This window comes from Acinetobacter sp. ANC 4173, assembly GCF_004331255.1.
GTDB lineage: Bacteria > Pseudomonadota > Gammaproteobacteria > Pseudomonadales > Moraxellaceae > Acinetobacter.
Genome location: NZ_SJOF01000002.1, coordinates 450881 through 464099 on the forward strand (window position 1 = coordinate 450881; position 13219 = coordinate 464099).

The 13219-nt window shown below is 39.3% G+C and carries 9 protein-coding genes; 5 read left to right on the top strand and 4 right to left on the bottom strand.

The genetic code is table 11. The features are described 5' to 3' along the window. Positions 1-55: 55 nt before the first annotated feature. From E0H94_RS04615 to E0H94_RS04625, 3 genes are all read left to right on the top strand, one after another. Entirely contained in the window at positions 56-2917 is a 2862-nt protein-coding gene (locus E0H94_RS04615) for a putative bifunctional diguanylate cyclase/phosphodiesterase (RefSeq protein ID WP_131325339.1), read from the top strand. Between the two features lie 144 nt (positions 2918-3061). Then, a complete protein-coding gene (locus E0H94_RS04620; protein ID WP_131325340.1) occupies positions 3062-5341 on the top strand; it encodes an NADP-dependent malic enzyme in 2280 nt (759 codons plus the stop codon). Positions 5342-5422: 81 nt separating this feature from the next. Beyond that, a complete protein-coding gene (locus tag E0H94_RS04625; RefSeq protein ID WP_131325341.1) occupies positions 5423-6664 on the top strand; it encodes a multifunctional CCA addition/repair protein in 1242 nt (413 codons plus the stop codon). 58 nt (positions 6665-6722) lie between these two features. Here the strand turns inward: E0H94_RS04625 and epmA are convergent, their stop codons facing one another. Both epmA and E0H94_RS04635 read right to left on the bottom strand, forming a co-directional pair. Beyond that, entirely contained in the window at positions 6723-7700 is a 978-nt protein-coding gene (gene epmA, locus E0H94_RS04630) for an EF-P lysine aminoacylase EpmA (RefSeq protein ID WP_131325342.1), read from the bottom strand. Next, a complete protein-coding gene (locus E0H94_RS04635) occupies positions 7697-8764 on the bottom strand; it encodes a 4-phosphoerythronate dehydrogenase (RefSeq protein WP_131325343.1) in 1068 nt (355 codons plus the stop codon). Before E0H94_RS04635 ends, epmA begins: the two co-directional genes overlap by 4 nt. Positions 8765-8972: 208 nt before the next feature. Here E0H94_RS04635 and E0H94_RS04640 point away from each other — a divergent pair, with 208 nt between their 5' ends. Further along, complete coding sequence (locus E0H94_RS04640; RefSeq protein WP_131325344.1) at positions 8973-9290, top strand: hypothetical protein; 318 nt, start codon at positions 8973-8975, stop codon at positions 9288-9290. Positions 9291-9366: 76 nt separating this feature from the next. Here the strand turns inward: E0H94_RS04640 and E0H94_RS04645 are convergent, their stop codons facing one another. After that, entirely contained in the window at positions 9367-9951 is a 585-nt protein-coding gene (locus E0H94_RS04645; RefSeq protein WP_131325345.1) for a 1-acyl-sn-glycerol-3-phosphate acyltransferase, read from the bottom strand. A 465-nt stretch (positions 9952-10416) separates the two neighbouring features. Between E0H94_RS04645 and E0H94_RS04650 the strand changes: the two genes are divergently transcribed. Further along, positions 10417-10884 carry a copper resistance protein NlpE gene (locus E0H94_RS04650; protein WP_131325366.1) on the top strand — a complete coding sequence of 156 codons (468 nt, stop codon included), beginning with the start codon at positions 10417-10419 and terminating at the stop codon, positions 10882-10884. A gap of 79 nt (positions 10885-10963) precedes the next feature. Here the strand turns inward: E0H94_RS04650 and E0H94_RS04655 are convergent, their stop codons facing one another. Next, complete coding sequence (locus E0H94_RS04655) at positions 10964-12568, bottom strand: isocitrate lyase (RefSeq protein WP_131325346.1); 1605 nt, start codon at positions 12566-12568, stop codon at positions 10964-10966. Positions 12569-13219: the final 651 nt, after the last annotated feature.

The window sequence follows — 13219 nt, forward strand, 5'->3', positions numbered from 1 at the left end:
GAACGTATAACCTCTACAGTATCTAGAACAAAACAAAAATAAGGTTATGAATATTATGCCCGATTTTTTAGATGCGAATCTTAAACCGCAGTTACGCGCTGCGCAAATTCATAACTCCATAAGGCATATCCAATTATTTTTGGCCAGTATTCTCATTATTTTTTTATATGTTTATTGCGTTTATCAGTTTAATTTTTCACACTTTTCCATCTATTTCAATGCTTGGTTCTTGGTCACAGAGTTCATCGTTGGCAGTTTTTGGTTACTGACCGCAACTCGATTCAAATTTGAACAATACTCTATTTCCCAAGCGCATCACTGGGTGCAGTTTCTCTGCATAGGTATCGGTATACTCATTGCAACTGGGATTAGTCTTATTTATTACCATTTACCTCTGGTCAATCCAAGTTTTGAACCTGTTCACGCTTTAACATTATCTGCCTTACTGTTAATCGTGACTCAAACATTAGCGCTGACCTTCCTAACCCAACGCCTTGATTATTTTTGTCTAATTTTCATTCCGTCTATTATTCCTTACTTTATATCTCAATTTATTCTTACTGACCAAATTAACCAATTATTTCATCTAACCGTGAACTTTGTTCTCATCGTCATTTTATTGTGTGCTAACTCGACTGTACGAATCCATAAACGCTTATCTGCTTTATATTTGCGCAATGGTCAACTCATTAAAAATGCTGAGCAACAAGTGACTCGGACTGAAGAATTATGTGAACAACTGCAAAATGAAATGAACAAATCCAAAGAAATTGAATTACAACTACAGCAAAATAACCAGCAATTAGAGCAAAAAATTAAAGAACGTACTTTTGATATTGAGCAAATGAATCGTGATCTAGAAAACCAGCAACAAAACTTTGATCTTGCACATGAAATTGCAGGTTTAAAACCTTGGGACTGGAATATTAAAGAACGTCATATATCAGTCAGTAACTATCAACAACAGAAAAAACGTAAACATTCAAAAGAACACAGTATTCAGCTACAAAACATCATTCATCCAGATGATTTATCCTGCTTCAAAGCAGCGTTAAAACAGCATCTCCGTGCCGAGACTGATCGCTATGAAGCCACCTATCGTGTACAGCAATCCAATGGTGAATGGACTTGGGTGCACGATATTGGACGTGTAATTGAACGAGATCCAAGCAATAAAAAGCCTTTGCGCATGGTGGGCATACAACGCGACATTCATCAGGAACGCACCGATCAAGAGCGTCTAAAACTGGCTGCAAGCGTCTTAGAACAAGCGGCTGAAGGTATTTTTATCCTCGATAAACATTTGCATTATGTCAATGTAAATCCTTTTTATGAAAAGATCACAGGCTTTAATAAAGACCTCTGCTTAGGACAGCATCTTTTCGCAATCACCTCAAACCTTAAATCCGTACAGCAACAAAACCATCAGGCTATTTTGGAGCAATTAGCACGTACAGGTGAATATGATGGTGAACTCACTGAAAAATTCAGCACGGGCAAAGAGCTGACCTTTTGGCTACATATTAATGCGATACACGACGAACATAATCGTGTCATCAACTATATTGGCATTGTGTCCGATCTGACAGAACGTAAACTTCAAGAACAACGTTTATCCTATCTTGAAAATTATGACACTTTAACGGACTTGCCAAACCGTTTTTATTATAATTATCAACTACATCAATATTTAGTATCGCATCAAGACTCAATTCAACAGCTCGCTGTGATTCGACTCAATATTGACCGATTCCGCCCCCTCAATGAATATTTAAGCAATAATGGTGGTGATGAACTATTAAGGCAAGTCGCTCAACGTTTACGCTTAACCAATACAGATGCATTGTTCTTGGCACATTTAAATGGCGATGACTTTGCAATTGTGTATGAGATTTCTCATATCCGCCCATCAATTCAACAGCATTGTGAGCGTATTCAAGACGCTTTTGCTGAACCATTTGATATTTTTGGACAGGACCATATTATTACAGTTTCCATGGGGATTTCATTCTACCCTGAACATGGTCGACAACTCGATTATTTAAATAGTTGTGCCGAGCAAGCCTTAACTGAGGCCAAACGTTTGGGTGGTCATACCATGAAATATTACTCGAGTGATAACACAGCATTGCTTGAACAAGGTATTTATTTAGAGCGTGACTTACGCCAAGCTATTCGCAATGATGAGCTGGTGGTTTACTATCAACCCAAAATCGACTTTAAAGATCAACATGTTTATGGTTTTGAGGCCCTTATACGCTGGAATCATCCAACAAAAGGCATTATTCCTCCTGCACTGTTCATTCCAATGGCAGAAAAAACCAGTTTAATTTCAGATATTGGCAGAATCGTCATTTGTAAGACGGCTAAACAAATTAGCCATTGGAATTCGATTGGTTTTACAAATATTTGTGTATCCGTCAATGTTGTTGCACAACAGTTACAACGTGGACAACTGCTTTCTGATTTAGACGAAGCGATTGCAACCTATCAAATTTCAGGTGAAAGTTTAGAACTTGAAATTACTGAATCTTCGCTAATTGAAAACTCAAAAACTGTCAAAATATTATTGGATCAAATTAAACAACGTCATATTAATATTGCCCTAGACGATTTTGGTACAGGTTATTCCTCTCTTGCCTATCTGGCAGACTTCCCAATCGATATTCTAAAAATAGATCGCGCCTTCATTGCCAACATTGGAGATGGTAAACAAGATGCCATTATTAGTGCCATGGTTGCCATGGGTAAAGCAATGGGATTGATTGTCGTCGCAGAAGGGATTGAAACTGAACAGCAGCTCTGTTATCTCGAAAAACTACAATGCGACATTGCTCAAGGTTATCTTTTTTCAAAACCGCTCTCTGAAAAAAATGCGACTGAATACTTACAATTACACAAACTTATCCCTTCTTAGTCTAAGTCAATAGGCTTGAGGTCTAAGTTTGTGTAAAAAAGAAGCGTGTTCGACTGTGCTTAAAAGACAAGTAATGGTATATTCGAGCAAATTCAGCAAAACCACCAGCATAAGCTGGACCACTCAGTAACAAACGAGATTCAGATGGACGATCAATCATTAAAACAGCAAGCTTTGTATTATCACGAGTTTCCAACCCCAGGTAAAATCAGTGTTACACCTAGCAAGCAGCTGGTCAACCAACACGACTTAGCACTTGCTTACTCCCCAGGTGTGGCTGCGCCTTGTTTAGAGATTGAACGCGACCCTTCAACTGCCGCCCTATATACTGCACGTGGTAACCTTGTTGCCGTTGTCAGTAATGGTACCGCAGTACTTGGACTAGGTAACATCGGTCCATTAGCGTCAAAACCAGTAATGGAAGGTAAAGGCGTCCTGTTCAAAAAATTTGCTGGTGTTGATGTCTTCGACATCGAAATCGCTGAAAATGATCCAGACAAAATCGTTGATATTGTTGCAGCGTTAGAACCAACTTTTGGCGGGATTAACCTCGAAGACATTAAAGCGCCTGAATGTTTCTACATTGAGCGTAAACTTCGCGAACGCATGAATATTCCTGTGTTCCATGATGACCAACACGGTACTTCAATCATTGTAGGTTCTGCTTTACTGAATGCACTTCAGTTAAATGGCAAGAAAATTGAAGAAATCAAAATTGTCGCTTCTGGTGCAGGTGCAGCTGCTCTTTCATGTTTAGACTTACTTTGCGCAATTGGTGCAAAGAAAGAAAACATTATCGTTGCTGACTCACGTGGTCTACTCACAACTAAGCGCGAAGGTCTAGATGACTCGAAAAAACGCTATGTACAAGACATTGACGGTACACAGCTGGCTGACGTGATTGCAAATGCAGATATGTTCCTTGGTCTTTCAGCGGCCGGTATCTTAACCAAAGAAATGGTTAAGGTTATGGCAAAAGATCCTATTATTTTTGCCCTTGCTAACCCAGATCCAGAAATTTTACCTGAACATGCACATGAAGTTCGTAATGATGTAATCATGGCAACAGGTCGTTCAGACTATCCGAACCAAGTGAACAACGCGCTTTGCTTCCCATATATCTTCCGTGGTGCACTCGATGTAGGTGCAACAACCATTAATGAAGAAATGAAAATTGCTTGTGTATATGCAATTGCGCGTATGGCACACATTGAAGCAGATGCTGCAACCTATGGTGAAAAATCTGCATCTTTTGGTCGTGACTATTTAATTCCACGCCCTCTTGATCAACGTCTGATTCTTGAAATTGCACCAGCAGTTGCACAAGCAGCAATGGATTCTGGTGTTGCAACACGCCCAATCGAAGATTTCTCTGCGTATCGTCAACGTTTGTCTGAGTTTGTTTATAACTCTGCATTCATTATGAAACCAATCTTCGCTCAGGCAAAAACTGATCCTAAACGTATTGCTTATGCAGAAGGTGAAGACCTCCGCGTATTACGTGCTGTACAAATTGCAGTAGATGAAGGTATGGCGAAACCAATTTTGGTGGGTCGTACTGCGGTGATCGAAGCCAACATTAAGAAATTAGGTTTACGCTTAGAACATGGCGTAAACATTGAAATTGTTGACCAAGAGCAAAACCCGAACTACGAAAAATTTGCTGAAGACTATTACGACATCATGCAACGTAAAGGGGTAACACCTGAATACGCACATCGTGAAGCACGTCGTCGTTCTACCTTAATCGCGGGTATGTTGGTTAAACATGGTCTGGCGGATGGTATGCTGTGTGGTACATATTCAAGCTATGACATTCATTTAGATTTCGTAAAAAATGTGATTGGCTTGAAAGAAGGTCGTACCAACTTCTTTACCCTAAATGCATTAATGCTTGAAGATCGCAACTTGTTCATTGCGGACACTTATGTAAATACCAATCCAACAGCTGAACAGTTGGCTGAAATGACCATTTTAGCGGCTGAAGAAGTGCGTCGTTTTGGTATTACTCCACGCGTTGCTCTACTTTCGCACTCTAGTTTCGGTTCAGACCAAAATGACCCAAGCGCACAAAAAATGCGTAAAGTATTTGAAATCTTGAGCGAAATTGCACCTGAACTTGAAGTTGAAGGTGAAATGCACGGTGATGCAGCAATGGACGAAACCATTCGTCACTTTGCCTTCCCGAACTCACGTTTCAAAGGTTCTGCTAACTTGTTAATTATGCCGAACTTAGATGCTGCCAACATTTCATTCAACCTATTGAAATCAACTTCTGGTAACAATGTGACTATTGGTCCTATTTTATTAGGTGCAGCGAAACCTGTTCATATTCTTACTCCAACGACTACAACACGTCGTTTAGTCAATATGACAGCATTAACTGTGGCTGAAATTCAGCAAGCTGAAACTGAAGCGCTTTAATCTTTAGTAAAAAGCTCAAGTTATTGACTTGAGAAAACCTCTATTCTGTAGCATGATTGCTTGAAGAATAGAGGTTTTTTCATGCAAGTTTATTTAGTAGGCGGTGCAGTACGAGATCACTTACTCGGACACCCCTATCACGAAAAAGATTATGTTGTTGTTGGCGCTACTCCAGAGCAATTACTGGCACTTGGCTATCAGCCTGTAGGCAAAGATTTTCCCGTTTTTCTACACCCAGAATCAAAAGAAGAATATGCTTTAGCCCGTACTGAGCGTAAGTCAGGACAGGGTTATCATGGTTTTGAGTTCTTTACCGATGTTAGTGTGACCCTTGAAGATGATTTAATTCGCCGCGACTTAACCATTAATGCGATAGCGATGGATGAAGCTGGGAAAATCTACGATCCCTATCAAGGTCAACAAGATTTAGCCCACAAAATACTCCGCCATGTTTCCGATGCATTTGTGGAAGATCCACTTCGGGTATTGCGTGTAGCCCGCTTTGCTGCACGTTATAAACCTTTAGGGTTTAGTATTGCCACAGAAACGCTTGATTTAATGCGTCAACTCGCTGAATCAGGTGAATTAAATGCACTTACGCCTGAACGCGTCTGGAAAGAAACTTCACGTGCGCTAATGGAACCTCATGCAGATGTCTATTTTGAGGTTTTAGAAGCTTGTGGGGCTTTAAAAGTTTTATTTCCTGAAATTGATGCACTCTTCGGCATTCCTCAACGTCCTGAATATCATCCCGAAATTGACTGCGGTGTTCATACACTCATGTCTCTCCATCAAGCCTGTAAAGCCAATTATTCACTGGATGTACGCTTTGCCGTTTTGGTGCATGATTTGGGTAAAGCCCTCACCCCTGAGCATGAATTACCTCGGCATATCATGCATGAAGAGCGTGGGATTCAACCCGTGACTCAAGTCTGTGATCGATTAAAAGTACCGACTCAAACCAAACAATTGGCCTTAGCCGTCTGTAAAGAGCACTTAAAGTGTCATCAAGCGTTTGCTTTAAAGCCTGGAACACTCTGGCGTCTTCTCCAACGTCTTGATGTACTACGCCGCCCAGAACGAGTTGAAGCCTTCATACAGGCTTGCGAGTGTGATGCGCGCGGACGTCTTGGACTAGAAGATCGTGACTATCCACAAGCCATCTATATCCGTGATGCGATGGAAATTGTGCGCACAATTAAAGCACAAGATTTACCTGAGAATGTTCAAGGCTCTGAAATTGGTGAAATGTTGATTCAACGTCGTATTCAGGCTTTGGAAGCTTATAAATCACAGCATGCAGTGACAAATAAGCCCGAATAATCAAAAAGCCCTTGATCGTAATAAATCAAGGGCTTTGAATTTTCAAAGTAATTTATGATTATGAAATCTGCGCTGGGAAAGTAATCACCTGTTCCAAACGCATTTTTTCAGTCGCCACCATCAACAAACGATCTAAGCCTAAAGCAATCCCTGCACATTCTGACATATTTGGCAAAGCAGCTAATAGATATTCATCAATAGGCATCACATGTAAGCCCAACTGCTCACGCTCTTGATTGTCAGCCTCAAAACGTTGACGAAGCACCTCAGCATCAATCAATTCATCATAAGCATTGGCCAATTCCAAACCTTCGATATACAGTTCAAAACGCGCTGCAACAAGCTCGCCATCGTCATCTTGCTTGGTTTTTGCCAAAGATGCCAATTCAGGTGGGAAGTCTGTCAAAAATACAGCCGTGTCAAAACCTAAACTAGGCTCTACAAAATGTGAAAACAGTAAATCAATATATCCAAGTCGATCATCGCCTAAATCCAGATTTAAACCGACGCGTTGACAACAATCTTTCAGTTCTTTCAAGCTAGCCTGTAAAGGATTCAACTCCAAACGGTCCATAAACGCATGTTTATAACTTAAAATGGTCGGACGGATTTCGCCAAAACGCTGCGCCAAAGTCACATTTAATAAATCGGTAACTTCAAACATTAAATCTTTCAAACTAAAATGCGGACGATACCACTCCAACATACTAAATTCGCTGTTGTGCTTACGCCCATGCTCATCGTCACGGAAAACCTTACAAATTTGATAAATTGGCCCACTGCCCGTTGCCAATAAACGTTTCATAGCAAATTCTGGCGAAGTCTGCAAATAATGTGTTGCAAGTTTACCTTGTACATGGCGCTGTGCCTGCACCGAAGCCAAATGCACATCGGTTACCCCAGCTTGCGATAAAATTGGGGTTTCAACTTCTAAAACTTGACGCTCAGCAAAAAACTGTCGAATTTGTGCATACATTTTGGCGCGTGCTTGCATTGCCGCTAAATCACAGGTGGGCTGATAATGAACTTGACTCACGCCTGTGGTCCTCCATGTGCTGCCCACTCACGTCGAAGCGGATAGTTTTTTCTTAAAGTATCAAATGCTTGCTGTTCGACTTTACCTTGCTTTACACACGCTCTTAAATTGGCATCATCTTGAGGAATGTCATAAATCTGGTTTAAATATTGAGTTAATACGGTTTTAAAATCGTTTTGAGCAAAATATTGTTCACAATTCGGAAGTTGTGTTTCAAAACGTTTTGTAGCAGCTTGAGCAAAGACCTGACAAAACGCCTCATAAATCATCTGTGTACCACGTGCCTTGCCTTCTAAGCTATAACCTGCAATATGTGGTGTCGCCAACGCCAAAAGCTGTAATAGTTCAGATGAAATTTCTGGTTCATGCTCAAAGACATCTAATACCACTGTACGATTGGTTTTTCGAATATCTTGCATTAAATCAGCTTCGGCTATCACAGGTCCACGTGCCGAATTAATCAATAGGGCATTCGGCTTCATTTGAGCCAAAGTTGTCGCATTAAATAAATGATAGGTTGGATGTTGACCTGATTTGGTCAAAGGTACGTGAATAGAAATTGCATCGGCTTGTTGTAATAACTGTGTAAAATCCACTTGCGTGACATGATCTCTTTGCACAAAAGGATCATAGGCAATCACCTGCCAACCCAATAGCTGAGCCATAGTTGCTAAGCGAGAACCGACATTGCCTAATCCAACTATCCCCAAGCAAAAGTTCTGCTCGGCAGAAATTAGCTCAGGTTTTAAATGTAAAAGTGCAGTAATCACATATTCTGCGACCGCTTGAGCATTACAGCCCGCAGCATTCGACCAAGCAATGCCCGCAGCATTTAAGGCTTGAATATCCAGATGATCGGTACCAATTGTAGCGCTACCCACATAACGAAGTGCTGTATTTTGTAGTAATGTTGAATTAACCTTAGTTACAGAACGAACCAAGAGTGCATCAGCATCTACAACATCAGAATGACTTAAATTCCGACCTGGGACATGTTGGATTGCACCAAATTCTGCAAAAAAATAGTCGGTAAAAGCAAGATTTTCATCAGCCACAATTTTCATGATTTGGACCAGCAATTGATTCTGCACTATCTTACTGCTTTAGAATTCTACTGACCATTCAAATACGATAATTTGAATTTTTCTTTTTTGGTTTTACTGCACCACTGTTTACTTTACGGGCAAAGAATCAAATCTATACATTAAAAAGATTTTATATCATTTAATTGGCACGTAGAATGCTGAGCACTTTTATAACACACCATTCCTCATGTTACGCCTTTCCTTCATTACTTGTGCTCTGCTGTTCACAGGTTGCGCTTTCGGCACCAGCAAAGAAATAAAACAAGCTGAAAAATTACTCGAACATTTTCAATGCCACAATATTGAATCTAGCCAAATGATGCACAGTCCCATCATTAATTATTATGAACACGCATTAGGAAACTCCAGACAAAAAGTTGAAGCGTATGTTCAAAGCTATAAAGATGGCGACATTCTGTTTCATGAACCACTACCCGATGTCATCTCAGTAGAATATGAACATTATAAAGAAGCTTGTCAGTCACTTGGGGGATTAAGCCAATAAGATTTTCAGGCATAAAAAAGCGAGGACAGTGTCTAACTGCCTCGCTTGAAAGCTAAATTGACATTAATTATGCATCTTATTGATTCAAATAACGGGTATCAATACTGAATTTTTCTGGAAACTTAGGCTGAATACTGGCATAGAATTGCATAATTTCTTGCATGTCCTGCTCATAATTACCTGTTGGGTAAACAATCTTACCGACACCCGCTTCTTTTTTTTCATAATCCATATAGGCCAACGCAATCGGTACACCCGCATTGACCGCTACATGATAAAAGCCCGTTTTCCATTGTTCCTGTTTTGAACGCGTGCCTTCTGGTGTAACCAGCATCACTAATTTAGGATGCGTTTTAAATAAATCAGTCATTAACTCCACCATACTTGGTCGAGCCTCACCTTCATTTTTAGGATGACGATTAATTCCAATTCCACCCATTGCTCGTACAAAAGGACCAAAAGGTAATTTCATATAACTGTCTTTGATCGTCAGACGCACATTAACACCAAGGGCTTTCAAAGCCAAACGTGCGTAAAGTGCATCCCAATTACTGGTGTGCGGTGCAGCAATCATGACACATTGATCTAAATGCTCAGGCCATTGATTATCTGTCTTCCACCCCATCAATGCCAAAGATTGTTCAGCCAACTTTTCAAACACAGCAACACCAAAATCAACAAAAAAAGACAGCGAATTCTACCAGTCTATTTGAATAAAAAAAGTACCGTGCGCTTAAAAAACACCCTATCAATATATAGATGTATAAATTGTTTATTACAAAGCATTTACTGCAATTTTGCGATTAATTTGATGATTTTCATCATGCAATTTTTTAAACATCAAACTATAAAAAATACAGATAAATATGTCATTAATTCTTATCTATGGCGCAATGCTCGCTAGGTAACACCTTACATTTGATTTGTAAGACAATATCTTTTAACCAAAACTGGATAGCGCTTATAACGAATGAGTGAAATGAATAAAACTTAAATTCATTAGATTACACAACACTACGCTGTTTTACATTTTCGATATTTTACTGATTTATAAAATAATTTATTTTACCTTTTGGTCATAAAATCAATTAAATATTTAATTCATGATAATTCAAGGAAGAGAATGATGAATAAAACCCTGATTGTTACACTGCTATGTTGTTGTGCTTTAGCCGCCTGCTCCAAACCCACTCAAAACGTAGAATTAAACACAGCAACAACTGAAACTCAAGTTGCCTCTTCAGCCGAAATTGATTCTGCACATAATGCTCAAAATTCTTTAGACTGGGCTGGTGATTATCAAGGCACGCTGCCTTGTGCTGACTGTGAAGGCATTAAAACTCAACTGGTATTAAATGCCGACTCTACCTATACCATAACCGAAATCTATTTAGGCAAAGGTGACGATAATCCATTTAAATCTGCTGGGAAGTTTAGTTTTGGTCATACGGGTAGCATAATCACGTTGGATCAGCATGGAGATCAACGCAAATACTTTGTTGCAAAAAATCAACTTTACGCACTTGATCAGGAAGGAAAAAAAATTGAAGGAAACTTGTTTGAGCATTATATTTTGAAGAAAACCATCAACTAAAGAAGCTTTCATTTTTCATCAAAATTTTTCCATTAAAAAACCCTGCTTTCGCAGGGTTTTCTTCGAATCAATTCAAGGCTTAGTGAGCAGCGAATTGGTTCATTGTATTTTTAGCATCATCATGTGCTTTAAGAGCGTTGTCACCAGAGAAGATTTCTTTGTGATCATCACCGATGTCAGAACCCGCCATTGCTTGGTGTTTAACACAAGCGATACCACCACGGATTTCTTTACGTTGTACGCCAGCAACATAAGCCAACATGCCTTCAGTACCGAAGTAACCTTGTGCAAGCTCATGAGTAGAAAGCGCAGCAGTATGGTAAGTAGGAAGTGTGATCAAGTGATGGAACACACCCGCTTCACGAGCAGCATCTGCTTGGAATGTACGGATCTTAGCGTCTGCATCAGCAGCTAATTCAGTAGCATCGTACTCAGCGCTCATTAATTTAGCACGGTCGTAAGCAGAAACGTCTTTACCTTCAGCAACCCAACGGTCGTAAGCTTGTTGACGGAAGTTTAACGTCCAGTTGAATGACGGGCTGTTGTTGTAAACAAGCTTCGCATTTGGAACTGTTTCACGTACACGGTTAACCATGTGAGCGATTTCTTCAACGTTTGGCGTTGCAGTTTCGATCCAAAGAAGGTCAGCACCGTTTTGAAGGCTAGATACACAGTCAAGTACAACACGGTCAATTTGAGTGTCAGCACGGAACTGATATAAACCAGAAGCTAAACGCTTAGGACGGTGTAATTTACCATTACGTTTGATCAAGATTTCATCTTCTTGAGCATCAGCAATGTCAATTTCAGTTGTTTCTAAGTAGCTGATGTATTGAGAAGCGATGTCGCCTGGCTCTTTAACCACTGGGATTTTTTGAGTCAAGTCAGCGCCTTCAGAGTCAGTACGCGCAACGATGATACCGTCATCAAGACCCATTTCTAAGAATGCATAACGTAATGCATGGATTTTAGCAATGAAGTCTTCGTGTGGAACAGTTACTTTACCAGCTTGGTGACCACATTGTTTCGCGTCAGATACTTGGTTTTCGATTTGAAGCGCACAAGCACCAGCTTCGATCATTTTCTTAGCAAGTAAGTAAGTCGCCTCTTCGTTACCGAAACCAGCATCGATGTCCGCAATAATTGGCACAACGTGAGTTTGGAAACCGTCGATTTGAGCAGTAATTTCAGCAGCTTTAGCAGTATCGCCAGCTTCTTGAGCTTTTTTAAGCGCACGGAACAAGTCGTTTAGTTCTTTCGCATCAGCTTGACGTAAGAAAGTGTAAATTTCTTCGATTAATGCAGGAACTGAAGTTTTTTCGTGCATAGATTGGTCAGGAAGTGGACCGAATTCTGAACGAAGCGCAGCAACCATCCAACCAGAAAGGTAGATGTAGCGACGTTCAGTTGTACCGAAGTATTTTTTGTTCGCAATCATTTTTTGTTGTGCGATAAAACCGTGCCAGCAACCTAATGATTGAGTGTATTTGCTTGAATCAGCATCATAAGCAGCCATATCACGACGCATAATTGCAGCTGTGTATTTAGCAATGTCTAAACCAGTTTTGAAACGGTTTTGTAATTGCATACGCGCAGCATCTTCAGGACTGATGTCTGCCCAAGTGCTTCCGAATTTTGCTTTTAATTCGCGGATTGCATCAATCGCTGTTTGGTATGTAGTCATGATATTTTCCTGTAATAATATTAGGATTTCATCAATTGAAGCATTAGAATCTGAATAATGATTTTTGTTCAGATTTAGTACACTTCATTACGATGAATACAGATTAGATTGAGTTGTAAAATTAATCCAATATCCTCAAGTAATTTTCAGTATTTTTTAAAAAAATATATAGATCAAAGTCGTATTATAAACAAACCTACAAACTATAAGTCACTAATATTTAATCATTTATAAAATTATAGGAAAAATATTATTTCTTAAAAAATGAGAAATTAGAGTGAAAAATAAGCATTAGACTTAAGTCTTGCACCTCTAGTTTTGGCTATTTCCATCTAATTTCAGCCATTTTATTCCGCAGTTTTTAGCTCTAATATTTAAATACAACTGTATAAAATATAAACTCGATTATTCCTTATTGAGTAATTCTTTAAGTTGAAAAACCATAAACTCTAGGTCACTTTAACCATTCACTCAGATTCTTAGGTTCTTAGGTTCTTAGGTTCTTAGGTTCTTAGGTTTTAAGTTTTTAAGTTTTTAAGTTTTTAAGTTTTTAAGTTTTTAAGTTTTTAAGTTTTTAAGTTTTTAAGTTTTTAAGTTTTTAAGTTTTTAAGTTTTTAAGTTTTTAAGTTTTTAAGTTTTTAAGTTTTTAAG